The sequence below is a fragment of the Streptomyces tauricus genome (assembly GCF_014650955.1).
GTDB classification, from domain to species: domain Bacteria; phylum Actinomycetota; class Actinomycetes; order Streptomycetales; family Streptomycetaceae; genus Streptomyces; species Streptomyces tauricus.
On sequence record NZ_BMVY01000044.1, the window covers coordinates 17,034 to 42,180 of the forward strand.

Consider the following 25,147-nt stretch of genomic DNA (forward strand, 5'->3'; position numbering starts at 1 on the left):
ATTTGAATCTGCCATTGAAACCGACAGTCCCAGGCCCGACCGGCAAGGAGACAAACCCTCGTGTCCGTCCTCTCGAAGATCATGCGTGCAGGCGAAGGAAAGATCCTGCGCAAGCTGCACCGCATCGCGGACCAGGTCAAGTCCATCGAAGAGGACTTCGTCGACCTCTCCGACGCCGAGCTGCGCGCCCTGACCGATGAGTACAAGCAGCGGTACGCGGACGGCGAGAGCCTCGACGACCTGCTGCCCGAGGCGTTCGCGACCGTGCGCGAGGCCGCCAAGCGCGCCCTCGGCCAGCGCCCCTACGACGTACAGATCATGGGCGGCGCCGCGCTGCACCTCGGCTACGTCGCCGAGATGAAGACCGGTGAGGGCAAGACCCTGGTCGGCACGCTGCCCGCGTATCTGAACGCCCTCTCCGGAGAAGGCGTCCACCTCATCACGGTCAACGACTACCTGGCCGAGCGCGACTCCGAGATGATGGGCCGCGTCCATAAGTTCCTGGGCCTGACCGTCGGCTGCATCCTCGCCAACATGACACCGGCCCAGCGCCGTGAGCAGTACGCCTGCGACATCACGTACGGGACGAACAACGAATTCGGCTTCGACTACCTGCGCGACAACATGGCGTGGTCGCAGGACGAACTGGTGCAGCGCGGCCACAACTTCGCGATCGTCGACGAGGTCGACTCGATCCTGGTCGACGAGGCCCGTACGCCGCTGATCATCTCCGGCCCCGCCGACCAGGCCACCAAGTGGTACGGCGACTTCGCGAAGCTCGTCACGCGCCTGAAGAAGGGCGAGGCGGGCAACACCCTCAAGGGCATCGAGGAGACCGGCGACTACGAGGTCGACGAGAAGAAGCGCACCGTCGCCATCCACGAGCCCGGCGTCGCCAAGGTCGAGGACTGGCTGGGCATCGACAACCTCTACGAGTCGGTGAACACGCCTCTGGTGGGCTACCTGAACAACGCCATCAAGGCCAAGGAGCTCTTCAAGAAGGACAAGGACTACGTCGTCATCGACGGCGAAGTCATGATCGTCGACGAGCACACCGGCCGTATCCTCGCCGGCCGCCGCTACAACGAGGGCATGCACCAGGCGATCGAGGCGAAGGAAGGGGTGGACATCAAGGACGAGAACCAGACCCTCGCCACGATCACCCTGCAGAACTTCTTCCGCCTCTACAAGCGCCACGACCACAACGGCAAGGAAGTACCCGGTCTCTCCGGCATGACCGGTACGGCGATGACCGAGGCGGCCGAGTTCCACCAGATCTACAAGCTCGGTGTCGTCCCGATCCCGACCAACCGGCCCATGGTCCGCAAGGACCAGTCGGACCTGATCTACCGCACCGAGGTCGCGAAGTTCGACGCGGTCGTCGACGACATCGCCGAGAAGCACGAGAAGGGCCAGCCGATCCTCGTCGGCACCACCTCGGTCGAGAAGTCCGAGTACCTCTCGCAGCAGCTCAGCAAGCGCGGTATCCAGCACGAGGTGCTGAACGCGAAGCAGCACGACCGCGAGGCGCCGATCATCGCCCAGGCCGGCCGCAGGGGCGCCGTCACCGTCGCCACGAACATGGCGGGCCGCGGTACGGACATCAAGCTCGGCGGCAACCCCGACGACCTCGCCGAGGCGGAGCTGCGTCAGCGCGGCCTCGACCCCGAGGAGCACATCGAGGAGTGGGCCGCGGCGCTGCCGGCCGCCCTGGAGCGGGCCGAGAAGGCCGTCCAGACCGAGTTCGAAGAGGTCAAGGACCTCGGCGGGCTGTACGTGCTGGGCACCGAGCGGCACGAGTCGCGCCGTATCGACAACCAGCTGCGCGGTCGCAGCGGCCGACAGGGCGACCCGGGCGAGTCCCGCTTCTACCTGTCCCTCGGCGACGACCTGATGCGGCTCTTCAAGGCGCAGATGGTCGAGCGCGTCATGTCGATGGCGAACGTGCCGGACGACGTGCCGATCGAGAACAAGATGGTCACCCGTGCCATCGCCTCCGCCCAGTCGCAGGTCGAGACGCAGAACTTCGAGACCCGTAAGAACGTCCTCAAGTACGACGAGGTCCTCAACCGGCAGCGCGAGGTCATCTACGGCGAGCGCCGCCGCGTCCTGGAGGGCGAGGACCTCCAGGAGCAGATCCAGCACTTCATGAACGACACGATCGACGCGTACATCGACGCGGAGACCGCGGAGGGCTTCGCCGAGGACTGGGACCTCGACCGGCTGTGGGGCGCCTTCAAGCAGCTCTACCCGGTGAAGGTCACCGTCGAGGAGCTTGAGGAGGCGGCCGGCGACCGGGCCGGTCTGACCGCCGAGTTCATCTCCGAGTCCATCAAGGACGACATCTACGAGCAGTACGCCTCCCGTGAGGAGCAGCTCGGCTCGGAGATCATGCGTGAGCTGGAGCGGCGGGTCGTGCTGTCGGTCCTGGACCGCAAGTGGCGCGAGCACCTCTACGAGATGGACTACCTCCAGGAGGGCATCGGGCTGCGCGCGATGGCCCAGAAGGACCCGCTGGTCGAGTACCAGCGCGAGGGCTTCGACATGTTCACCGCCATGATGGACGGCATCAAGGAGGAGTCCGTCGGCTACCTGTTCAACCTGGAGGTCCAGGTCGAGCAGCAGGTCGAGGAGGTTCCGGTCGAGGACGCGAAGCCGTCGCTCGACAAGAAGGACGCGGTTCCCGCGGGGGGCGGTGGCCGTCCGGAGATTCGGGCCAAGGGGCTCGATGCTCCGCAGCGGCCGGATCGGCTGCACTTCTCCGCTCCCACGGTGGACGGGGAGGGCGGGGTCGTCGAGGGTGACTTCGCCACGGATGGCGAGCCGGTGCGGTCGGAGTCGGATGGGCTTACTCGGGCTGAGCGGCGTAAGCAGCAGAAGAGTGGGCGTCGGCGTAAGAAGTGACGTTGCGCTTTGCGGGGTGTGAAGGGTCGGGTGCCGGTGGGCGCCCGGCCCTTTGCGTTGGGTTTTGGCCTTGGGCTGGGTCCAGGTCCAGGTCCAGGTCCAGGTCCAGGTCCAGGCCAAGCCCAAGCCCGGGGTCCCTAGGTCCCCGGCCCTTGGCCTTTGGGACGGGTCGGGGGAGTGGGCGTTGGTTGTTGGGTGCGGGTTGGTTGTGGCTGGGGTGCGCAGTTCCCCGCGCCCCTAAAGGCGTGCGCAGTTCCCCGCGCCGCTAAAGGCGTGCGCAGTTCCCCGCGCCCCTAGAAGCGTGCGCCGGTCCCCGCGTCCCTAGAAGCGGGGCGCCGTTCCAAGTGGGTGGCTTGGGGGTTATGTGTCCTGGGTGGGGGGCATTCGGGTGCCGCCCAGTTCTACTGCTGTGCAGCGCCAGCGGAGGTCCGGGCCCTGTTCCAGGCGGAATGCCATGGCGCGGAGCCGGTCGCCCGCGCCGATGCGGGCGAAGGCCTCGACGGCGCCCGGGCGGGCGACGTAGTAGCCGATGTCCCGGACGAACGGGCGTGTGCCGCGGGTGCGGAGCGGGCTGCGTTCGGCGAGCCAGGCCAGTTCGTCGTAGGCCCGGCCCGCGGTGTGCCGGAGCATGCAGTGGACCGGGCGGTGCCCGCTGAGCACCTCGACGAGCCGGTCGGCGAAGACGTCGGTGGGGCGGGGCTGCGGAGGCGGTGTGCGCAGGGGAGCGGCGGCGGGGCCCGTCCTGGCCCGTGGCGTGCCGGGGGCGCCCCTCGGCGTCGTGCGCGGTGCGGCACCGCCGGGGCGGCGCGTGTCGTGGCGGACGGGGGGTCGGGTGCCCTGGGTGCGCCTCGTCCTGGTCATCACCTTGTTCACGGCGGAGCCCCATTCGGTCGGACCGGCTTATACCGGTCGGTAACTTTCCGTTGGGGATCTTGTACGGGGGAAGGGGGAGCGGCCGCAAGCGGGGCGGACGGGCGCCGGGGCCGGCGGGATGTTCACCTATCAGGGGGACGGGAGGGGGCGGTGGGCTTGGGGGGACCGGGGCGTACCGGGTGACGGGCGGGACGGGGGTGGACGTCCGGGCAGGGGTGGGTGCGGACTCGAAAGGGGACACCCGCACGTATCCTGAAGACCTTCCGGGAGGTGCGGGACCCGCCCACGCAGCCCCCGCGGTGTCCCCCACGGAACCACGTCTACGAAAGCGGTCAGCCATGCGTGTCTACGTCCCCCTGACCCTCTCCGGTCTCGCCGAGGCGTACAAGACGGGCGAGCTCGGCTCGGCACCCTTCGTCGCGTACGCCGTCACGCCCGCGCTGCGCGAGTGGTACCTCTCCGACGACATCGAGGAACTGGAGTACGCGGCGCTGAACCGGGCCGCGCTCGCCTCCCTGCGGCTGGTCGCACTCGATCCCGGCACCCCGCGCCGGCGGGTCGTCGTCGCCGTCGACGTGCCGGACGGGGCCGCGGTCGCCGATCCCGGTCTGGGGCTCGACCCCGCGTCCCTCGGTGAGCTGCGGGTCGGTGCGACGGTGGCGCTGTCCGACGCGGCGGCCGTACACGTCGACTCGGACGACGCGGAGGCGGAGGTGACGGCTGCCGCGGACGCGCTGGGCGCGGCGGACCGGGGCGACGACGACGCGCAGTTCGTCGTGGACGGGGCCGCGGACCACGAGCTGCTGTGGTTCGCCACGCAGGAGATCCCGAACCTGGTGGGGCTCGGCGACTGACACGCGGCGTGACCGGGGCGCGTCCAGGGCGCGTCCGGAGCGCGTTTGGTGAGGTAGGGGCTCTCACAGCACGCTCGAAGCACATATGGGGCTTTGTCAGTGGTGCCGGGTACTTTTTGGATATGGGGATGCGCGGAGCGACACATATCGTCTGGGACTGGAACGGAACCCTGTTCCACGACAACCAGGCCATCATCGGCGCGACGAACGCGGCGTTCGCCGAGCTGGGCATACCGGCGATCACGCTGGAGCGGTACCGGGAGCTGTACTGCGTGCCCGTGCCGAAGTTCTACGAGCGGCTGATCGGGCGGCTGCCGACGGACGAGGAGTGGGAGGTCATGGATGCGATCTTCCACCGGTACTACCTGGAGCACCGGGTGGGGTGCGGACTCACCGACGGAGTGCCCGGGCTGCTCGCGGGGTGGGTGTCGGCCGGGCGGAGCCAGTCGATCCTGAGCATGTACGGGCACGAGGAACTGGTCCCGCTGGTGCGCGGGTTCGGGATCGAGCCCCATTTCCTGCGGGTCGACGGGCGGACCGGGCCGTCCGGCGGCAGCAAGGCCGAGCACATGGTGCGGCATCTGAGAGCCCTGACGGGAGTGGATCCCGCTCGTACGGTGGTGATCGGGGACGCGGCGGACGACGCGATCGCGGCGCGGCATGTGGGGGCGAAGGCGGTGCTGTACACCGGGGGGTCGCACAGTCGGGCCAGTCTTGAGGGGGTGGGGGTGCCGGTGGTGGACACGCTTGCCGAAGCGGTGACTCTGGCCGAGTGGTTGGCGGCGTGAGTGTTTCGGCCTCGGCCGGTGGGGTGGCTTGAGCGTTGTGGCTCTGGCCGTTGGCCGTTGGCCGGGGGTGGGAGTTGGGTGCGGGGTCCCTGTGGCTGGTTGCGCCGTTCCCCGCGCCCCTTAAGGCGAAAGACTGCGCCGTTCCCCGCGCCCCTAAAAGCCAAAGACCGCGCCGTTCCCCGCGCCCCTAGAGGGCAGGCAAAGGGTCGCGCTGTTCCCTGCGGCCCTGGAGGGCGAAAGACTGCGCCGTTCCCCGCGCCCCTAAAAGCCAAAGACCGCGCCGTTCCCCGCGCCCCTCAAAGCCAAAGACTGCGCCGTTCCCCGCGCCCCTGGGGGGGGCGGGCGAAGGGCTGTGCTGTTCCCCGCGGCTCTCAAAGACGCCGCGGCTCGCGAGGGGCATGAGTTTTGGGTGGGTGAACTGTGCAATGTGTCAAAAAGGTGATCCCTCTTTTGTACACATGCGGCTCATGACGTGGCCCCCCGCAGGGGCGATAGCCTTGGTGCGTGATCAGCGCGATACGTCGCGGGGGCATCTTTGCCCCTGCCCTGCGCCCGGACCGCACGGACGACATCCGTGACCGGGCGGTCGCTGGTCCCCACGAGCGGGCAGCCGCGGAACAGGCACCGAGATCAGGGTCACACCCTCCGGAGCCGCCAAATATGGCCGATAACGCCCCGCTCATCTCTCATCGCGGCATAGCGTCGGATCAGACCGGACACCCCGCGTCGCGGCGCTACGTCACTTCACGTTCTACGACGTCACGCAACGGCGCGCGACAGGAGCCAGAGGACAATGCAGACCAAGCTGGACGAAGCCAAGGCCGAGTTGCTCGAACGAGCCGCCCGGGTTGCTGAGAACAGCCCGGTGGGGGGGAATCTTCACCTGCCGACCGGGAAGACGGGCGCGAGCGCTCCCGACCAGGACACATTGCTCGCGTTCCTCCAGCGCTACTACCTGCACACCGCCCCGGAGGACCTCGCAGACCGCGACCCGGTCGATGTCTTCGGAGCCGCCTTCTCGCACTACCGGCTGGCCGAGAAGCGCCCCCAGGGCACGGCGAACGTCAGGGTCCACACCCCGACCGTCGAGGAGAACGGCTGGACCTGCAGCCACTCCGTCGTCGAGGTCGTCACCGACGACATGCCCTTCCTCGTCGACTCGGTGACCAACGAGCTGTCCCGGCAGGGACGCGGGATCCATGTCGTGATCCACCCGCAGTTCGTCGTGCGGCGCGACCTCACCGGCAAGCTCATCGAGGTCCTGAAGACCCGGCCCACCGGTGACCTCCCGCACGACGCCTCCATCGAGTCCTGGATCCACGTCGAGATCGACCGCGAGACCGACCGCGCCGATCTCAAGCAGATCACCACCGACCTGCTGCGGGTCCTGTCCGACGCCCGTGAGGCCGTCGAGGACTGGGAGAAGATGCGCGACTCGGCGCTGCGCATCGCCGAGGAGCTGCCCAAGGAGCCCACCGCCGACGACCTGCGCGACCAGGAGGTGGAGGAGGCCCGCGAACTGCTGCGCTGGCTCGCGGACGACCACTTCACCTTCTTGGGATACCGCGAGTACGAGCTGCACGACGACGACTCGCTGGCGGCCATCCCCGGTACCGGGCTCGGTGTCCTGCGCTCCGACCCGCAGCACGGCGAGGACGAGAGCCACCCGGTCAGCCCGTCCTTCGAGCGGCTGCCCGCCGACGCCCGCGCGAAGGCCCGTGAGCACAAGCTCCTCGTCCTGACGAAGGCGAACAGCCGCGCCACCGTGCACCGGCCGTCGTACCTGGACTACGTCGGCGTGAAGAAGTTCGACGCCGACGGGAACGTGGTCGGGGAGCGGCGCTTCCTGGGCCTGTTCTCCTCCGCCGCCTACACCGAGTCCGTGCGCCGTGTGCCCGTCATCCGCCGCAAGGTCGCCGAGGTCCTGCGGGGCGCGGGCTTCTCGCCCAACAGCCACGACGGCCGCGACCTCCTCCAGATCCTGGAGACGTACCCGCGCGACGAGCTCTTCCAGACCCCGCCCGACGAGCTGCGGGCGATCGTCACGTCCGTGCTGTACCTCCAGGAGCGGCGCCGGCTGCGGCTCTACCTGCGCCAGGACGAGTACGGGCGTTACTACTCGGCGCTCGTCTACCTCCCGCGCGACCGCTACACCACCGGCGTGCGTCTGCGGATCATCGACATCCTCAAGGAGGAACTGGGCGGCATCAGTGTCGACTTCACCGCCTGGAACACCGAATCGATCCTCTCCCGGCTGCACTTCGTGGTCCGGGTCCCGCAGGGCACCGAGCTGCCGCAGCTCAGCGACGCCGACAAGGACCGCATCGAGGCGCGGCTCGTCGAGGCCGCCCGCTCCTGGGCCGACGGGTTCGCCGAGGCGCTGAACGCCGAGTGCGGCGAGGAGCGCGCGGCCGAACTGCTGCGCCGCTACGGCAACGTCATCCCCGAGGGCTACAAGGCCGACCACAACCCGCGTACCGCGGTCGCCGACCTGGTCCGTCTGGAGGAGCTGGGCGACGGCAAGGACTTCGACCTCAGCCTGTACGAGCCGGTCGGCGCCGCCCCCGGAGAGCGCCGTTTCAAGATCTACCGCATCGGCGAGTCGGTCTCCCTCTCCGCCGTCCTGCCGGTCCTCACCCAGCTCGGCGTCGAGGTCACCGACGAGCGGCCCTACGAGCTGCGCTGCCCGGACCGCGCCTCCGCGTGGATCTACGACTTCGGTCTGCGGCTGCCCAAGTCGCTCGGCGGCAACGGCGACCACCTCGGTGACGACGCCCGCGAGCGGTTCCAGGAGGCCTTCGCGGCGACCTGGACCGGGCGCGCCGAGAACGACGGCTTCAACTCCCTCGTCCTGAGCGCCGGGCTGAACTGGCGGCAGGCGATGGTGCTGCGCGCGTACGCCAAGTACCTGCGCCAGGCCGGTTCGACGTTCAGCCAGGACTACATGGAGGACACCCTCCGCAGCAACGTCCACACCACCCGGCTGCTCGTCTCGCTCTTCGAGGCACGCATGTCGCCGGACCGGCAGCGGGCGGGCACGGAGCTGACCGACGCCCTCCTGGAGGAGCTGGACGCCGCTCTCGACCAGGTGGCCAGCCTCGACGAGGACCGGATCCTCCGCTCGTTCCTCACCGTCATCAAGGCGACCCTGCGGACGAACTTCTTCCAGGAGGCGGGCGGCGGCACACCGCACGACTACGTCTCCATGAAGTTCGACCCGCAGGCCATCCCGGACCTGCCCGCGCCGCGGCCGGCGTACGAGATCTGGGTGTACTCGCCGCGGGTCGAAGGAGTGCACCTGCGGTTCGGGAAGGTCGCGCGCGGTGGTCTGCGCTGGTCCGACCGGCGTGAGGACTTCCGCACCGAGATCCTCGGGCTCGTCAAGGCGCAGATGGTCAAGAACACCGTCATCGTGCCCGTCGGCGCCAAGGGCGGCTTCGTCGCCAAGCAGCTGCCCGACCCGGCCGTCGACCGCGACGCCTGGATGGCCGAGGGCGTCCGCAGCTACAAGACCTTCATCTCGGCACTGCTCGACATCACCGACAACATGGTGGCAGGCGAGGTCGTACCGCCCGCCGACGTCGTACGGCACGACGGCGAGGACACCTACCTGGTGGTCGCCGCCGACAAGGGCACGGCGACGTTCTCGGACATCGCCAACGGCGTGGCCGAGTCGTACAACTTCTGGCTCGGGGACGCCTTCGCCTCCGGCGGCTCCGCCGGATACGACCACAAGAAGATGGGCATCACGGCCCGCGGTGCCTGGGAGTCGGTGAAGCGGCACTTCCGGGAGCTAGGCGTCAACACCCAGACCGAGGACTTCACGGTCGTCGGCGTCGGCGACATGAGCGGTGACGTCTTCGGCAACGGCATGCTGCTCTCCGAGCACATCCGCCTGGTCGCCGCCTTCGACCACCGGCACATCGTCATCGACCCGCGCCCGGACGCGGCGACCTCGTACGCCGAGCGCCGCCGCCTCTTCGAGCTGCCGCGCTCGTCCTGGGCCGACTACGACAAGGAACTGCTGTCCCAGGGTGGCGGCATCTTCCCCCGTACGGCCAAGGCCATCCAGCTCAACAGCCACATCCGGGAAGCTCTCGGCATCGAGGGCAACATCGGCAAGATGACCCCCGCCGACCTGATGCGCGCCATCCTCGCGGCACCGGTCGACCTGCTGTGGAACGGCGGCATCGGTACGTACGTCAAGGCGTCCACCGAGACGCACGCGGACGTCGGCGACAAGGCCAACGACTCGATCCGCGTGGACGGCGCCGACCTGCGGGTCAAGGTCGTCGGCGAGGGCGGCAACCTCGGCCTCACACAGCTCGGCCGTATCGAGTTCGCGCAGGCCGGCGGCAAGGTCAACACCGACGCCATCGACAACAGCGCGGGCGTGGACACCTCCGACCACGAGGTGAACATCAAGATCCTGCTCAACGCGGTCGTCGCGGACGGCGACATGACCGTCAAGCAGCGCAACAAGCTGCTCGCCGAGATGACCGACGAGGTCGGCACGCTGGTCCTGCGCAACAACTACGCGCAGAACACGGCACTCGCCAACGCGCTCGCCCAGTCGCCGAGCATGCTCCACGCCCAGCACCGCTACCTGCGGCACCTGGTGCGAGCGGGCCACCTCAACCGCGCGCTGGAGTTCATGCCCACCGAGCGGCAGATCAAGGAGCGGCTCAACGCCGGGCACGGGCTGACCCAGCCGGAGACAGCCGTCCTCCTCGCGTATACGAAGATCACGGTGTCCGACGAGCTGCTGCGCACGTCACTGCCGGACGACGAGTACCTGCGCACCCTGCTGCACGCGTACTTCCCGAGCGCGCTCGGCCGGCAGTTCGCCGAGCAGATCGACAACCACCCGCTGCGGCGCGAGATCGTCACGACGGTCCTCGTCAACGACACGGTCAACACCGGTGGTACGAGCTTCCTGCACCGTCTGCGGGAGGAGACCGGGGCGTCCCTGGAGGAGATCGTCAGGGCGCAGACCGCGGCCCGCGCGATCTTCAACTCCAGCTCCGTGTGGGACGGCGTCGAGGCGCTCGACAACACGGTCGACGCGGGCGTCCAGACCCGGATCCGGCTGCACTCGCGCCGGCTCGTCGAGCGCGGTACGCGGTGGCTGCTCAACAACCGGCCGCAGCCGATCCAGCTCGCTGAAACGATCGGCTTCTTCCAGGAGCGGGTCACGCGGGTCTGGAGCGAGCTGCCCAACCTGCTGCGGGGCGCGGATCTGGAGTGGTACCAGCAGATCTACGACGAGCTGTCCGGGGCCGGGGTGCCCGATGAGCTGGCGCAGCACGTGGCCGGGTTCTCGTCCGCCTTCCCGACGCTCGACATCGTCGCGGTCGGTGACCGTATGGGCAAGGATCCGATGGCTGTCGCGGAGGTCTACTACGACCTCGGTGACCGGTTGCGGATCACCCAGCTGATGGACCGGATCATCGAGCTGCCTCGGGCCGACCGGTGGCAGTCGATGGCTCGGGCGTCCATTCGTGAGGACCTGTACGCGGCGCATGCGGCGCTCACGGCGGATGTGCTTGCCGTGGGGAACGGGTCCTCCACGCCTGAGCAGCGGTTCAAGGCGTGGGAGGAGAAGAACGTGGCGATTCTTGCGCGGGCGCGGACGACTCTGGAGGAGATTCAGGGGTCTGAGGCGTTTGATCTCGCGAATCTGTCCGTTGCCATGAGGACCATGCGGACGATGCTGCGGACGCACTCGTAGCGTCCGCGGCCGCGCGTGGGAAGGGCACCCCTGTGGGTTGGGGGTGCCCTTCCCTTTTTTCGCCCCCGCCGCCCCTACCCATTCCCATCCACACGCATGGGGGCTGCGCCCCCTCGCCCCCGCTGATCGCGCTTCGCGCTCGTCCTCAAACGCCGGACGGGCTGAAGATCAGCCCGTCCGGCGTTTGAGGACCGGGGGTTCGGGGGCGGAGCCCTCGAGTACGGGACGGGAAATGTCGTATGGCCGTATGGCCCCCAAGTGGCCTAGTTGTTCTACAGCTATACCTAAGGGGCACTTAGGGTAAATAGGATGAACGAGGATCAGGGTCTGTGGCAGGTGCCTGACGTGTCCGTCGTTGTGATCGTCTACAACGACGAAGCCCGGCTGACCACCGCCGTCCGCTCCGTGCTGGAGCAGACCCACCGCAGCGTCGAGGTCGTGATCGTGGACGACCACAGCACGGACCGCTCGTACGAGGTCGCCCAGGGCCTGGCCACCCGCCACCCCGGACGCGTACGCGCCTTCCGGCTGGACGAGAACAGCGGCGGGTGCGGAGCACCCCGCAACCGCGGTATCGCCGAGGCGCGCGGCACCTACGTCCTCTTCCTCGACAGCGACGACGTGCTGGAACGCAACGCCTGCCGGAACATGCTGGAGGCGGCCGAGACGACCGGCGCCGACCTCGTCTCCGGGCTCTGCGTACGCGTCCACGTCGACTCGCGGGGCGGCAAGGAGGTCAAGTGGTACCCCTGGCTGTACACCCGCACCCGCACCCTGGAGTCCGTCTCCGAGCTGCCCGATCTGCTGGTCTTCGACACTCTGTCGACGAACAAGTGCTATCGCCGGGAGTTCCTGGCCAGGGAAGGGCTTCGGTTTCCTGTCGGGATCCACTACGAGGACCTGCTCTTCTCCGCGCAGGCGTACGCCGCGGCCCGCAGGATCACCCTCATCCCGAACCGCGTCTACGACTGGCGGGTCGTCGACAAGGCCGCGGCCAAGTCCATCAGCAACCGCCGCGCCGAGATCGCCAACTTCGCGCACCGCATGGAGATCCACCGGCGCGTCGACCGGCTGCTGGCCGACCGGGGGCTGCCGGAGCTGAAGTTCTTCAAGGACGTCAAGTTCCTCAAGCACGACCTAGTACTGCATCTGCGCGACCTGCCGTTCCGGGACGCCTCCTACCGGGAGGAGTTCGCCGCCATCGCGCGCGGCTATCTGGAGTCCGTCGACCGGGCGGCCTTCGCCGAGGTCGAGCCCATCCACGCCATCTGCGCCTATCTGCTGCAGAGGAGCGACTGGGACAACCTCCTGCCGGCCGTCGACACCCTCACCAACCGCGACAAGATCTCCTCCCCCCTCGTCGAGCGCGACGGCCGCGTCTACTGGTGCGCCGAGCACCTGGACGACGGAGATGATCAAGAGAGAGCCCTTGCCCGGCGTGTTCTCGATGTCACCGAGCTCGGTTACCACACCAAGCCCGTCGAGAAGATGTTCCTGCGCAACGTCCTGACCGGGTACGAGGACGACGAGAGGGCCGGTACCGTGCGGCTGGCCGGGCGCGTCACCAATCCGCTCGGAGTCGTCCCGCCCGGCGCGCGGCTGACCGGTGAGCTGGAGTTCGGCGCCCGCCGCAAGGGTGTGCGCTTCCAGACCTTCCGCTTCCCCGTCCGCACGCTGCGGCACGAGGGCGAGGCCATCGCCTGGGAGGCGTCGGTCGACCTCGCCCGCGGACTGCGGCCCCTCGGTGTCGTGGACGCCGTGTGGGACGTACGGCTGCGGCTTTACGTCGACGGCGTGCGCACCACCACCCGTCTCACCGCCTCCGAACCCGGGCTGGCCGTCGGGCGGTCGCCCGTCCGGCCCCGGCTCACCCGGCTGGTCGCCGACCACATCGAGCCCGAGGTCTCCGCGCGCGGGCATCTCGCCTTCCGCGTCCCGACCCGGGAGAAGGTCGACGCGCTCGTCGGGCGAGGAGTGCGGGGGGCACCCGGCCGGCTCGCCAAGGCCGGGTACCGGAAGGCCAAGCGGGTGCGGCGGAAGTTCACCTCCGGGCCCACCAAGATCCGTATCTACCACGAGGTGTTCAGCCGGCTCCCGGTGAAGAGGGGCCTGGTCGTCTTCGAGAGCCATCTGGGCCGGCAGTACAGCGACAGCCCCAAGGCGCTGTACGAGGAGATGCGGCGCCAGGATCTCGACTTCGACGCCGTGTGGTCGTACGCGGGCCGCCCGGAGGGCTTCCCGGCCGACGCCACGCTCGTACGCCGCTGGTCGCTGCCCTATCTGGCGGCGCTGGCGCGGGCCGAGTTCTGGGTCGACAACCAGAGCTACCCGCTGAAGCTCACCAAGCGGCCCCGGACCACGTACCTCCAGACCTGGCACGGGTCGGCGCTCAAGCGGATGGGCTTCGACGAAGCGGAGTGGAAGCTCAGGACCCGGGGCGCGCAGCAGGAGCAGCAGCGCGTCCTCGACCGCTTCGACCGGTTCCTGATCCGCTCCGAGCACGACGTACGCACCCTCGCCCGCGCGTTCCGGCTGAAGGAGCGCACGCTGCTGCGCGTGGGCTACCCCCGCAACGACGCGCTCGTGGCGGCCAGGAGGCGGGAGGAGGAGACCGGCCGGCGCGAACGCGGGCCGCTCGCCGCCGGGCTGGGCATCCCCGACGACAGGGCCGTCCTGCTGTACGCGCCCACGTTCCGGCAGCACGGCGGCAAGCAGCGGCGGTTCGAGCTGCCCTTCGACGTGGAGCGGTTCGCCGAGGAGTTCGGCGACCGGTACGTCCTGCTGGTGCGCTCGCACTACCTCAACCACGTCGTGCTCCCGCCGTCCGTGCGCGGACGCGTCGTCGACGTGTCGGCCCACCACGACGTGACGCCGCTGCTCGCGCTCGCCGACGGCCTGATCACCGACTACTCGTCCGTGATGTTCGACTACGCGCTCCTCGGCCGGCCGATGTTCTTCTTCGCCTACGACTACGAGGAGTACGTCCACGAGGGCCGCGGCACCTACTTCGACCTCCGCGAACGGGCGCCGGGCCCGGTCGTGCGCACCGAGGAGGAGCTGTACGTGGCCCTCGCCTCCCTCGACGAGCAGGTGGTCAAGTACCGGGAGGCCCGGGAGGGCTTCGTCGCGGAGTTCGGCGAGTACGACACGGGGACCGCCGCGCGGAGCATCGTCGACCAGTTCTTCTCCCAGTGGAGGCGCGCATGACCGCCCACGACAGCCCGTTGGCCGACAGCCCTGGGGCCGACGGTCCCGTGGCCGCGGAGCCTCGGCGGGACGTCTTCTTCGTCTCCAACAGCGTCGACGAACTGGGCGGGGTGACCACCTGGTCGCATCAGATGGCCCGCCTCTTCACCGGGCGCGGCCACCGCGTCCACGTCGTCGGCATCACCCCGCCCGAGGTGCCCCAGGAACTCGGCGAGATCCCCTACCCGACGACGACCCTGTACGCCGGACAGCCGCCGCGACCCGGCCGGGCACGCGAGGCGAGCATGCGCGAGGAGGCCACGAAGCTCACCGCCCTCTTCCGGTCGGCGCGGCCCGGCGCGGTCGTGATCGTCACACAGGTGTGGGCCATGGAGTGGGTCGCCCAGGCCGACACACACGGCCTGACCGTGATCGGCATGAGCCACGAGTCGTACGCGTACTCGAAGGCGTCCTCGCGCTTCCACCGGGTGCGCCGGTACTACCGGGACGTCGACCGCATGCTGGCGCTGACCCGCGAGGACGCCGACCTGTGGATCGGGCAGGGCATGAACAACGCCTCGTACCTGCCGAATCCGCTGCCGTTCATGCCGGAGGTGCCGTCGGCGCGGACGGAGAAGGCGGTCGTCAGCATCGGGCGGCTGCACGACCAGAAGGGCATCGACATGCTCCTCGACACCTGGGCGGAGGTCGCACCGCGCCACCCCGACTGGCGGCTGCGGATCTACGGCTCCGGCGAGGACGAGGAGATCCTCAAGAAGCAGTGCACGGCTCTCGGGCTGGATGGCTCCGTGGACTGGATGGGCCGTACGAGCGATGTGCCGGGCGCGCTGCGGGGTGGCTCCGTCTTCGCCCTGTCGTCGCGGGGCGAGGGGTTTCCGCTCGCGCTGATGGAGGCCATGGCGATGGGGGTGCCGTGTGCGGCGTTCGACTGCGCGCCGGGTGTGCGCGAGATCGTCCGCGACGGCGAGGACGGGCTTCTCGCGGCTCTCGGCAACACGGGTGAACTCGCTCGGCGCCTGGACACTCTGATGTCCGACAAGGAGCTGCGGGACGGTATGGGGGAGCGGGCCCGCGCCAACATCCAGCGGTATACGACGACCGAGATCGTGAACCGGTGGGAGGGGTTGTTCGGGTTCCTCGAACGGTGAGGCCTCGAACGGTGAGGCCTCGGTCGGTTCGCCGGCTGAGGCCGGCCCCCACCGGCCCCCAGCCGACGAACCCACCGACCTACCCCTTCCCCCCACCCCCCGTGAACTTCTCGTACTCCTTCAGTACTTCCTCCGTGGGGCCGTCCAGCCGCAGTTCCCCCCGTTCGAGCCACAGCACCCGGTCGCACGTGTCCCGGATCGACTTGTTGTTGTGGCTCACGAGGAAAACCGTGCCCGCGCTCTTCCGCAGCTCCCGGATCCGCGCTTCGGACCGCTTCTGGAAGGAGCGATCCCCCGTCGCGAGGGCCTCGTCGATCATCAGCACGTCGTGGTCCTTCGCGGCGGCGATGGAGAACCGCAGCCGCGCCGCCATCCCGGAGGAGTACGTCCGCATCGGCAGGGTGATGAAGTCGCCCTTCTCGTTGATCCCGGAGAAGTCGACGATCTCCTGGTACCGCTCGCGCACCTGCTCGCGGGACATGCCCATCGCGAGCCCGCCGAGGTAGACGTTGCGCTCACCGGTGAGGTCGTTCATCAACGCGGCGTTGACGCCGAGCAGCGACGGCTGGCCGTCCGTGTAGATCCGGCCGTGCTCCACGGGCAGCAGGCCGGCGACGGCCTTGAGGAGCGTGGACTTGCCCGATCCGTTCGTACCGATCAGGCCGATCGCCTCACCCCGGTACGCGGTGAAGGACACGGACCGCACGGCGTGGACCTTGCGCACGCCCGCCGCCTGCTCGGCCTTCCTCCCGCGCAGGATGCGGTTGAGCGCGGCGGTGGCGCTGCCCCGCCCCACCCCCGTGCCGTTGACGCGGTAGACGATGTCGACGCGGTCGGCGACGACGGTGGGGATCCGGCGGGCGGCCCCGTCGGTGACTGCGCTCTGATCGGCAACTGCGCTCTGTTCGGCAACTGTGCTCTGTTCAGCCACGGCCGTAGGTCTCCTCAGCCTTCCAGAAGTAGATGAACCCGCCGACGCCGGCGAGCAGGGCCCAGCCGACCGCGAGTGCCCACACGTGGTGGGGCAGCTGGCCCGCGCGGAACGAGTCGATCAGCGCGAACCGCATGAGGTCGATGTAGACGGCGGCCGGGTTGCACTGCAGGGCGAGCAGCACCACCCGGGGCATGTCCGGGTGGCCGCTGAGCACCCGGTCGATGCTCCACATGACACCGGAGACGTACATCCAGGTCCGCAGCAGGAACGGCATCAGCTGGGCGATGTCCGGGGTCCGGGCGCCGAGCCGGGCCACGATCATCGCCACGCCCGCGTTGAAGACGAACTGAAGTGCCAGCGTCGGCACGGCCAGCAGCCAGGACACGCCGACGGGCACACCGAAGCAGAGCAGGATCACGACCAGCGCGGCCATCGAGAACAGCAACTGCTGAAGCTGCTGCAGCGCGTACGACACCGGGAGCGCCGCGCGAGGGAAGTGCAGGGCGCGCACGAGGCCGAGGCTGCCGGAGATCGCCCGGGTGCCCGCCATGATCGAACTCTGCGTGAACGTCCACACGAACACGCCCGTGACCAGGAACGGAACATAGTCCGGCACGCCCCGGCTCGTGCCCATCAGGACGCCGAAGATGAAGTAGTAGACCGCCGCGTTGAGCAGGGGTGTGGCCACCTGCCAGACCTGGCCGAGCTTCGCCTGGCTGTACTGGGCGGTGAGCTTGGCCGTGGCGAACGCGGTGATGAAGTGCCGGCGCGCCCACAACTGGCGCACGTACGCGGGCAGCGTGGGCCGTGCGCCGCTGACGGTGAGGCCGTAGCGCGCGGCGAGTGCCGCGGGGTCGTCGTGATCGGCGTGCTCGTCGTAGGGGACGGCCGGCGCCGGGGACGGTGTGTCGAGGACCTGACTCACATCCGCTGCTTTCACTCGGGGGAGGGGCGGAGAGGGAGGAAGGGACGTGCGAGGAAGGACGTGCCGGGAAGGGTCTTTTACCTGCGGTTGAGCTGCGATTGGGGACGGCTTTACGTCGGGACGGGACCGTATCGTCGTCACGTGAGCGTAGGCCGATCCGACGTCGGAACGCAACCGTTTCGTCGTCACGCCACTATGCTGGTCCGCATGTCACAGCCGCAGTCACCGACGCCACCGCCGCAGCCGCGCCGCAGGGCCCCCGCCGGGGCGGCGGTGCTCCGGGAGGACGTCACGGAGGCGATCAGGGCAGCCGTCTTCGGGGAACTCGCGGCCGTCGGATACGCGCGCATGTCCATCGAGGGGATCGCGCGCCGCGCGGGCGTCGGCAAGACCGCCGTCTACCGCCGGTGGCGCTCCAAGCTGCACCTCGTGCTCGACCTGGTCTCCGCGATCGCCGTGCAGGGGCTGCCCGCGCCCGACACGGGCACCCTGGAGGGCGATCTGCGCCTGCTGTACGAGGTCACCTCACGCGCGCTGCGTCACCCTGTCGCCTCGCAGGTCATCCCCGACCTCCAGGCCGAGGCGGCCCGCAACCCGGAGATCGCGGAGGCACTGCAGAAAGCCCTGCGCGAGGGGCAGGCGGGCGTCGCGAACGGCATCGTCGACGCCGCCCGGGCGCGCGGTGAGATCCGGGCGGACGTCGACGGCGAACTGGCTCTCGACCTGATGTCAGGACCGCTGTACTGGCGTGCGGTGGTGATCCGCGGCCCAAAGCCGCCGAAGGGATATCTGGAGAGTCTGACCCGTGCCACGGCGGCGGCCCTCAAGGCGTTGTAGAGGACCGGAGAGGGCCGCTCCACCTGCGGTTCGGCGGGGACTGCCGCCCTGCTCCGGGCACCTCTCGCGGGGCGCCCGACCCCCGTAGCGGCCGGATCGTTGTCTTCCACGCCTCACTCTCAGGCCCTCCGGGGGCGCATACTGGAAACACGATGACGAAGCCATCCGCGCCCCGGCGCCACCTGTCCACCAGTCCCTTCAAAGCTCCGGTTGTCCCGGTCGCCAAGCACTTCGCCCTCGGTGACCGTGTGACGCACGACCAGTTCGGCCTGGGCAGGATTGTCGGCGTCGAGGAGGGCATCGCGATGCTCGTCGACTTCGGCTCCCGCCAGGCCCGTATCGTCAGCCCCTACACCCGTATGGACAAGCTCTGACGGGTCCCGTCAGAGCACCCTCGCCGCGGCCCAGGACCACTTCCGGCCCGCGGCGAGTGCGTTTGGAGCCGCTGTGCGTTGCGGTGCGGTGCGGTTCCTAGCCCTGGCGTGCCTGCGGGTGGAGTCGTAGCCAGCCCTCCCAGGCCGACGTGATCATGTCGTCGAGGCCGTACTTCGCCTTCCAGCCGAGCTCCGCGGCGATGCGGTCGGCGGAGGCGACGACCCGCGCCGGGTCGCCGGCCCGGCGAGGGGCCGCCGTGGGTGCGAGCGTGTGGCCGGTGATCTCGTTGATGCGGTCGATCATCCGGCGGACCGAGACCCCCTCGCCGCGGCCGATGTCGAGGGTCAGATCGGTGCCGGGAGCCGCGGCGAGCCGTGCGGCCGCCGCCACATGGGCCTCCGCCAGATCGACGACGTGGATGTAGTCGCGTACGCAGGTGCCGTCCGGGGTCGCGTAGTCGTCGCCGAAGATCCTCGGCGGCTCGCCCGCCGTCAGCTTCTCGAAGACCATCGGGACGATGTTGAAGACGCCCACGTCGGCCAGTTCCGGTGTCGCCGCCCCCGCCACGTTGAAGTAGCGCAGACAGGCCGTCGACAGACCGTGCGCGCGGCCCGTGGCACGCACCAGCCACTCCCCGGCGAGCTTGGTCTCCCCGTACGGGTTGATCGGCGCGCAGGGCGTCTCCTCCGTCACGAGGTCGACGTCGGGAATACCGTAGACCGCCGCCGAGGACGAGAACACGAAGGACGGCACCGCGGCGGCCGTGACCGCCTGCAGCAGCACGCGCAGCCCCTCGACGTTCTCGCGGTAGTAGTGCAGCGGCAGCTCCACCGACTCGCCCACCTGCTTCTTCGCCGCCAGGTGCACGACACCGGTGATCGCGTGGTCCTTCAGCGCCCGCGCGACCCGCTCCCCGTCCAGGGTCGAGCCGACGACCAGCGGGACCCCGTCCGGGACGCGTTCGGAGATCCCGGTGGACAAGTCGTCGTACACCACGGTCCGTTCGCCCGCCTCGGTCATCGCGCGGACGACGTGCGCCCCGATGTAACCGGCGCCGCCGGTGATCAGCCAGCTCATCTACGGCCGTCCCCTCGTGTGTCCTCGTGCGTCACTCATGCTGCGTCTCTCATGCTGCGTCACTCATGGAGCGTCTCTCATGGTGCGGATACGGATCAGTGAAGCAAACGCTTCAGTCTGCGGCCCAGCACGGCCGCCGTACCCCGCAGACCCGGCGCGATCCGCACGGCGAGCGAGCCCGCGTGGGTCGCGTACGGCTGGACGAGCAGCACCCCGCGCCGGGCGCTCGGTACGACCGTCCGGCGCAGCAGACCGGGGCCGGTGCTCGCGTGCGCGGTGGTCTCGCGGGTCGTGCCGTCGTGGAAGCGCAGGCACAGCCGCAGGTCCCAGGTGCCGGAGCCGAGCGCCGCGAGGTCGGCCGGCGCCTCGGCCGTCCAGGAGTCGACGCCGGAACCGTTGCGGGTGAGGTCGGGGTCGGGGTCGTCCGGTCGGAACGTCGCGGTGAGCGTGAGGCCCGTGCGCCCGTCCCGCCGGTGCACGAACTCGGCGTCCACGGTCGCCGGCGCCGCGTCCGCCATCCGTCCGTACAGCTCGTGCAGGCGCAGCCGCAGCCGGGTGCCACGCGCGCGTGGCCGCAGTTCCGCGTCGACGGCCACAGGGAGGAGGCGTACGGGCCGGTGCAGGAGGTGTTCCAGGGTGACGTGGGGCAGGTCGGCCGACCAGACGGGCGTACCGTCCGGGGCCCGCGCGTACGGCGGCCGCAGCCGGGCCGGACGCGCCGCGACCTCCTTGACACGGGTCAGGTCGCGCGGCTTCTCGGAGGCCAGCACCACCTGGGCGATCACCCGGCCGGGCGCCGGGGCCAGCGCGAAGTCGCCCGCGTCGAACGTCGCGAGGTACGCGCGCGTGAGGGCCCACCACTCACGCCGGTACCCGGGCCCGCGCAGATCCAGCTCGCGCACGTACATCCGCAGCGCGTGGTCGAGGAACCGCGCGCGGGACGCCCGGGCCAGCCGCTTCTCACCGGCCGCGAGGAGGATGTCGTACGCCAGGGCGTGGGCGGTGATCCTGGCCCGCCAGTTGTCGACGCCCGACCTGTCCAGCGAGATCGACAGGCGTTCGGCGCTGCGGCGCACGTGCCAGACGTACACCGTGTCCGGGATCAGCGCGATCCGCGGACGGGCGGCCAGCACGCGCGCGGTGAAGACGAAGTCCTCGTAGGGGAAGCGCCCCTCGGGGAAGCGGATGCCGTGCTCGCGCAGGAAGTCGGTGCGGTACAGCTTGTTGACGCACAGCGTGTCGTGGACCAGCCGGACGCGCCGCGACGGGCGGGTCACGAGGGCGGCTCCCGCGTACAGCTCGGGCTGCCAGCGGACCTCGCGGCCGGAGGGCAGTTCGCGGCGCACGCACAGGCCGGCGGCTACCTCGGTGCCGCGCCCGGTGGCCGCGGTCAGCAGGGCGTCCACCGCGCCGGGCGGCAGTACGTCGTCGCTGTCGAGGAACATCACGTACGGAGCCGTGGCGGCGTCGATCCCGTCGTTGCGGGGGCTGCCGCAGCCGCCGCTGTTGACCTCGCGGTGGACGACCCTCAGCCGCGGCTCGTCCCGCGCGAGGCGGTCCAGGAGGGGGGCACTGCCGTCCGTCGAGCAGTCGTCCACGGCGATCACCTCGCGGACCGCGGGCCCCTGCGCCAGGGCCGAGCGCACCGCGTCCCCCACATGGGCGGCGTCCTCGTACCCGATGACGACGACGCACACCTGCGCCCGGTGCGCGAGGGAGGCGTGAGGTGCTCCGGCCTGAATGGACGGCATGGGGTGCATGGCGTGCATGGGGTGCATGGCTCGTACGGCTTCCACGAGACGCAATAGTAGTTAATGCGGGCAATTTTCCCTTAAGGGGCGTCCGCTGTCTCGTGGGGGCGGTGTCGATCGGGTGCGGGGAGTGTCCCGGTGGGCCGGGGCCCGGCCGGCGGGCGCGCCGCCGTCCACAGGCGGTGGAAGGAGAGCCCGGCGGCCGTCACCAGGAGGCCGTTGCGGACGAACATCAGCAGGGTGCCCGTCCAGGTGCAGGCCACGACGTCGTCGTACAGGACGGGGTACGCCAGGGCGCTGACCGCGGCGGCCGTCACGACCAGCGTCGCGACCGGGCGCTGCGTGGTGTGCCGCGAGGTCAGACACACGGCGGCCAGCCCGATCAGCCACACCAGGTACTGGGGACTGATGACCCGGCTCGTCACCGTGAACAGGAGGACGGCGCTCAGCGCGGCGTCGTACGGGGTCGCCGGCGTCCAGTGCCGCGCGCGCAGCCGCCACAGCAGCAGGGCGCCGAAGGCCGTGACGGTGAGCGCCAGCGACACCGCGGCGATCGAGGTGACGTACGGGCCGGTGAACTCCATCGCGCCGTACCGGTAGCCCACGCGCCCCGGCCAGCCCGCGTGGTGCGCGAAGGACAGGGCCGTGCCGCCGAGCGACTCGATCTGCACGCCCCGGCCGCTCTGCTGGTGCAGGAAGCCGAACGGGTCGCGGAAGAGGGCGGCGAGCGTCAGCAGCAGCACGCCCGCGGTGACCGCCGCCGAGGTCCACGCCTCCCTCGTCGTACGGCCCCGGGGCGTGCCGATCAGCGTCAGCGCGGGCCAGACCTTCACCAGGGCGCCCAGTGCGGCGAACGCGCCGCACGCACGCGTGGAGCGCGACAACGTCAACAGGGAGATGACGGCGAAGGCGGTGACCTGCACGTCGTAGCGGGCGAGGGGGATGTGCAGGAGGAGGGGCAGGGCGGCCGTCCAGAGCGCGGCGCCGCGCAGGCTGCGGCCGGGACGGGTGCGGCCCGGACGGGTGCCCGCGCGCGTGAGGACGACGGTGACCAGGAGGTCGGTGGCCAGCGTGAGGGTCACGAACGCCTGGAAGTACGTCAGCCCCGGCAGCAGTCCGGGGGACAGCAGGACGGGGCCCGCGCCCGGTGGGTACTGCCACAGGCGGTCGCCCGAGGGGAACGTGCCGGTGGTGAGGACGCCGTACCAGCGGGCGTACAGCTCGTGCACCTCGCGTGCGACGCCGCCGACGCCGAGGGGGGTGCGGCCGTCCTGGAAGAGCAGCCAGAGCATCAGGGCGCGGGTGGCCGACCAGGTCGCGGCGAGCATCAGGAGCTTCTTCCGGAGAATCATCCGGGGGATCGTAAGCCGCAAGGTGGCTTATACCGTCTGATGACGAGTCAATCACCGACAAAGGTCAGCTAGTAGCACAAGATTCGGCACATGACCGTCAAGTGTTCGAGGGGCGCCTTCGCCTTCACCGGTGCCGGTGCCGGTGCCGTCGCTGTGGGCGTGCCCGGGGTCGTCATGTTCGCGGTCGGTCTGTGGGGGATCGACCGGGGCGGGATGTGGCGCGACGAGGCGGTCACCTTCCAGGTGGCACGGCGTTCGCTGCCGCAGATCTGGCATCTGCTGCACTCCGTGGACGCGGTGCACGGGCTCTACTACCTCCTCATGCACCCCGTCCTCGCCGTCCACTCCGGCGAGGTCGCGCTGCGCCTGCCCTCACTCTGCGCGGCCGCCGTGACGGCGAGTCTCGTCGCGGCCCTCGGGGTACGGCTCGCGCGTCCGCGCGTCGGGCTGTGGGCGGGGCTGCTGTACGCGGTGACGCCGATGGTGGGGCACTTCGCGCAGGAGGGGCGGTCTTACGCGCTGGTCGCCGCGGGGGGTGCGGGGGGCACGCTTCTGTTCGTGCGGGCCGTTGGGGGGTGGTCTCCCGGTCGGGGGGTGAGTGTCGGGTGCGGGTCGATGAGGGCTGGGTGCGCAGTCCCCCGCGCCCCTGAGGGCGCCCCGGTGGGGGTGAGTACCCAGTTCCCCGCGCCCCTCGAAGCGACCGGGTGGGGGGTTTATGGGGGTGTTGTCGGTTGCACCGTGTTGTTGCATGAGATGGCCGTGTTCGTGTTGCTCGCGCATGGCTGCGCGTTGGTGCTTGCGCGGGTGCCCCGGCGGGTGTGGTGGGGGTGGGGGCGGGCCGCCGGGGGCGTGATGCTCGTGGTCGTTCCGCTCGGTCTGGTCTCCAGTGGCCAGGCGGGTCAGGTGGCGTGGCTCGAACCTCCCGGCGGTGGCGCGGTCGAAGGGCTGCTGCGGGGGTTCGCGGGTCCGACCCTGCCGGTCCTCGGCCCGTATCTGCTGCTGATCGTTCTCGCCCTGTGCGCCCCGCTCGCGCGCCGGGGCGAGCTCTCCCTCCCCGCGGTCGCCCTCCCGCTGCTGCTCGTGCCGCCCGCGACCCTCCTCGCGGTCTCGCGCCACTGGCCGCTCTTCGACGACCGCTATGTGCTGTACGCGCTCGCGGGGGCGCCCCTGCTGGCGGCGGCGGGCGCGGACCGGCTGGCGGGGGCGGCGGCCCGCCTGTGGGGCCGCCGGACGCGGCACGTCGACGCGTACGCCGTCCCGTGTCTCGGAGTGGTCGGCGTCGCTCTCGTCTTCGTCGCGCAGCTTCCCGTCCTGCGCGCGGACCGGGATCCCGAGCGGCGGCCCGACAACCTCGCCGCCGTCTCGGCCGCGGCGGCCCGGCGGATGGACCACGGCGACCCCGTGCTCTTCCTCCCGGCGCTGGCCAGGCGCGCGGCGGTGGCGTACCCGAAGGGCTTCCGTGGCGCGGCGGACATCGCGCTGCGCGAGCCCGGGCCCGTCTCCGGAACCCTCTACGGACGCGAGACCGGTCCCGGCGAACTGCGGCGCCGGCTCGCCGGGCTCGACCGCGTCTGGGTGGTCGCCGAGCCGTACGCGCTGCGGCCCGGCTGGTATCCGCCGGCCCCCGCCGAACAGGTCAAACTCGCCCTCGTGCGGGAGCAGTTCGTGCCCCGGGCGGAGTTCGTGCGCAAGGGGTCGGTCATACGGCTCTATGTGCGCAAGACGTCGGCGGAAGCCGAAGCCGAAGCCGGAGCGGGAGCGGCGGGGGTGCGGTCGGTTGGGGGTAGGCGAACGTGCCGCCCGGTCACTCGCTGCCGGGGCCGGGGCCGGGGGGCTCCTCCAGTGCCGCCGCGTCCAGCGCGCCCGTGAGCCGGTCGAGCCGGGTCCGCAGGTCGTCGATCTCGGCCAGTTCGAAGCCCGTCGCGGCGGCGATCCGGCGCGGTACGCGCAGCGCCCGCTCGCGCAGGGCCGTGCCCTCGCCGGTGAGCCCGACCACCACGGACCGCTCGTCCAGGGCGCTGCGCTCACGGCGTACGAGACCGGCCGTCTCCAGTCGCTTCAGCAGGGGCGACAGCGTCCCGGAGTCGAGTCGCAGGTGCTCGCCGACCTTCTTCACGGGCAGGTCGCCGTGCTCCCACAGGACCAGCATGACCAGGTACTGGGGGTAGGTGAGGCCCAGTTCCTTCAGGACGACGCGGTACAGACCGTTGAAGGCGCGCGAGGCCGCGTTCAGGGAGAAGCAGATCTGCTGGTCCAGGCGGAGGAAGTCGTCGTCGCGTACGGGCGTCGTGGTCATGTCTCCAGGATACCTCGGCGCGTCATTTAGTTGTGCGCAATTTAATTGTGTGCTCTACTTGTATCCGTCAGCGGCCGGGACCACGAAGGCCGCCG

General features: G+C 70.2%; 16 protein-coding genes. 9 read left to right on the forward strand and 7 right to left on the reverse strand.

The features are described 5' to 3' along the window. The first annotated feature begins 60 nt into the window (after positions 1 to 60). On the forward strand, positions 61 to 2,904 hold the full coding sequence (secA, locus tag IE278_RS37290; protein WP_189779422.1) for a preprotein translocase subunit SecA: 2,844 nt from the start codon (positions 61 to 63) through the stop codon (positions 2,902 to 2,904). A gap of 360 nt (positions 2,905 to 3,264) precedes the next feature. Here secA and IE278_RS37295 read toward each other — a convergent pair whose 3' ends face one another. Beyond that, the gene (locus IE278_RS37295; RefSeq protein WP_189779424.1) at positions 3,265 to 3,777 is read right to left on the reverse strand and encodes an Rv3235 family protein; all 513 of its coding nucleotides are present in this window, start codon (positions 3,775 to 3,777) and stop codon (positions 3,265 to 3,267) included. Between the two features lie 338 nt (positions 3,778 to 4,115). Between IE278_RS37295 and IE278_RS37300 the strand changes: the two genes are divergently transcribed. The 5 genes from IE278_RS37300 to IE278_RS37320 all read left to right on the forward strand — a co-directional run bounded on the left by IE278_RS37300 (position 4,116) and on the right by IE278_RS37320 (position 15,505). Beyond that, complete coding sequence (locus tag IE278_RS37300; RefSeq protein WP_189779426.1) at positions 4,116 to 4,631, forward strand: DUF6912 family protein; 516 nt, start codon at positions 4,116 to 4,118, stop codon at positions 4,629 to 4,631. Between the two features lie 122 nt (positions 4,632 to 4,753). Next, positions 4,754 to 5,419, forward strand: a complete 666-nt coding sequence (locus IE278_RS37305; RefSeq protein WP_189779428.1) for an HAD family hydrolase — start codon at positions 4,754 to 4,756, stop codon at positions 5,417 to 5,419. Positions 5,420 to 6,212: 793 nt separating this feature from the next. Then, positions 6,213 to 11,150, forward strand: a complete 4,938-nt coding sequence (locus IE278_RS37310; protein ID WP_189779430.1) for an NAD-glutamate dehydrogenase — start codon at positions 6,213 to 6,215, stop codon at positions 11,148 to 11,150. 309 nt (positions 11,151 to 11,459) lie between these two features. Continuing rightward, complete coding sequence (locus IE278_RS37315) at positions 11,460 to 14,357, forward strand: bifunctional glycosyltransferase/CDP-glycerol:glycerophosphate glycerophosphotransferase (protein WP_189779432.1); 2,898 nt, start codon at positions 11,460 to 11,462, stop codon at positions 14,355 to 14,357. After that, positions 14,354 to 15,505 (forward strand): glycosyltransferase, encoded by a 1,152-nt coding sequence (locus tag IE278_RS37320; RefSeq protein WP_189779434.1) that lies wholly within the window; start codon positions 14,354 to 14,356, stop codon positions 15,503 to 15,505. Before IE278_RS37315 ends, IE278_RS37320 begins: the two co-directional genes overlap by 4 nt. A gap of 79 nt (positions 15,506 to 15,584) precedes the next feature. On the opposite strand, the gene IE278_RS37325 is transcribed toward IE278_RS37320, so the two are convergent. Both IE278_RS37325 and IE278_RS37330 read right to left on the reverse strand, forming a co-directional pair. Further along, entirely contained in the window at positions 15,585 to 16,358 is a 774-nt protein-coding gene (locus tag IE278_RS37325; protein ID WP_189779467.1) for an ABC transporter ATP-binding protein, read from the reverse strand. Positions 16,359 to 16,428: 70 nt separating this feature from the next. Beyond that, positions 16,429 to 17,364, reverse strand: coding sequence for an ABC transporter permease (locus tag IE278_RS37330; RefSeq protein WP_189779436.1), 936 nt, complete (start codon positions 17,362 to 17,364; stop codon positions 16,429 to 16,431). 195 nt (positions 17,365 to 17,559) lie between these two features. Between IE278_RS37330 and IE278_RS37335 the strand changes: the two genes are divergently transcribed. Together IE278_RS37335 and IE278_RS37340 are read left to right on the forward strand one after the other, a co-directional pair. Beyond that, a complete protein-coding gene (locus tag IE278_RS37335) occupies positions 17,560 to 18,201 on the forward strand; it encodes a TetR/AcrR family transcriptional regulator (RefSeq protein ID WP_189779438.1) in 642 nt (213 codons plus the stop codon). 152 nt (positions 18,202 to 18,353) lie between these two features. Continuing rightward, the gene (locus tag IE278_RS37340) at positions 18,354 to 18,575 is read left to right on the forward strand and encodes a hypothetical protein (protein ID WP_055517933.1); all 222 of its coding nucleotides are present in this window, start codon (positions 18,354 to 18,356) and stop codon (positions 18,573 to 18,575) included. A 97-nt stretch (positions 18,576 to 18,672) separates the two neighbouring features. On the opposite strand, the gene galE is transcribed toward IE278_RS37340, so the two are convergent. The 3 genes from galE to IE278_RS37355 all read right to left on the reverse strand — a co-directional run bounded on the left by galE (position 18,673) and on the right by IE278_RS37355 (position 22,756). After that, positions 18,673 to 19,653: a UDP-glucose 4-epimerase GalE gene (gene galE, locus IE278_RS37345; protein WP_189779440.1), complete on the reverse strand. Its 981-nt coding sequence runs from the start codon at positions 19,651 to 19,653 to the stop codon at positions 18,673 to 18,675. A 95-nt stretch (positions 19,654 to 19,748) separates the two neighbouring features. Next, positions 19,749 to 21,404 carry a glycosyltransferase family 2 protein gene (locus tag IE278_RS37350; RefSeq protein WP_189779469.1) on the reverse strand — a complete coding sequence of 552 codons (1,656 nt, stop codon included), beginning with the start codon at positions 21,402 to 21,404 and terminating at the stop codon, positions 19,749 to 19,751. An 80-nt stretch (positions 21,405 to 21,484) separates the two neighbouring features. Beyond that, positions 21,485 to 22,756 (reverse strand): glycosyltransferase 87 family protein, encoded by a 1,272-nt coding sequence (locus IE278_RS37355; protein WP_189779442.1) that lies wholly within the window; start codon positions 22,754 to 22,756, stop codon positions 21,485 to 21,487. A gap of 90 nt (positions 22,757 to 22,846) precedes the next feature. On the opposite strand from IE278_RS37355, the gene IE278_RS42620 reads away from it, so the two are divergent. After that, positions 22,847 to 24,625 (forward strand): glycosyltransferase family protein, encoded by a 1,779-nt coding sequence (locus IE278_RS42620; protein WP_308434962.1) that lies wholly within the window; start codon positions 22,847 to 22,849, stop codon positions 24,623 to 24,625. Here IE278_RS42620 and IE278_RS37365 read toward each other — a convergent pair. Beyond that, a complete protein-coding gene (locus IE278_RS37365) occupies positions 24,561 to 25,052 on the reverse strand; it encodes a MarR family winged helix-turn-helix transcriptional regulator (RefSeq protein ID WP_189779444.1) in 492 nt (163 codons plus the stop codon). The two genes, IE278_RS42620 and IE278_RS37365, sit on opposite strands and share 65 nt — an antisense overlap. Positions 25,053 to 25,147: the final 95 nt, after the last annotated feature.

Excerpts from the sequence above, each read along its gene's own strand:
- IE278_RS37300 (WP_189779426.1), top strand. The coding sequence starts at position 4,116 with ATGCGTGTCTACGTCCCCCTGACCCTCTCCGGTCTCGCCGAGGCGTAC.
- IE278_RS37305 (WP_189779428.1), top strand. The coding sequence starts at position 4,754 with ATGGGGATGCGCGGAGCGACACATATCGTCTGGGACTGGAACGGAACC.
- IE278_RS37310 (WP_189779430.1), top strand. The coding sequence starts at position 6,213 with ATGCAGACCAAGCTGGACGAAGCCAAGGCCGAGTTGCTCGAACGAGCC.
- IE278_RS37315 (WP_189779432.1), top strand. The coding sequence starts at position 11,460 with ATGAACGAGGATCAGGGTCTGTGGCAGGTGCCTGACGTGTCCGTCGTT.
- IE278_RS37320 (WP_189779434.1), top strand. The coding sequence starts at position 14,354 with ATGACCGCCCACGACAGCCCGTTGGCCGACAGCCCTGGGGCCGACGGT.
- IE278_RS37335 (WP_189779438.1), top strand. The coding sequence starts at position 17,560 with ATGCTGGTCCGCATGTCACAGCCGCAGTCACCGACGCCACCGCCGCAG.
- IE278_RS37340 (WP_055517933.1), top strand. The coding sequence starts at position 18,354 with ATGACGAAGCCATCCGCGCCCCGGCGCCACCTGTCCACCAGTCCCTTC.
- galE (WP_189779440.1), bottom strand. The coding sequence starts at position 19,653 with ATGAGCTGGCTGATCACCGGCGGCGCCGGTTACATCGGGGCGCACGTC.
- IE278_RS37350 (WP_189779469.1), bottom strand. The coding sequence starts at position 21,404 with ATGCCGTCCATTCAGGCCGGAGCACCTCACGCCTCCCTCGCGCACCGG.
- IE278_RS37355 (WP_189779442.1), bottom strand. The coding sequence starts at position 22,756 with ATGATTCTCCGGAAGAAGCTCCTGATGCTCGCCGCGACCTGGTCGGCC.
- IE278_RS42620 (WP_308434962.1), top strand. The coding sequence starts at position 22,847 with ATGACCGTCAAGTGTTCGAGGGGCGCCTTCGCCTTCACCGGTGCCGGT.
- IE278_RS37365 (WP_189779444.1), bottom strand. The coding sequence starts at position 25,052 with ATGACCACGACGCCCGTACGCGACGACGACTTCCTCCGCCTGGACCAG.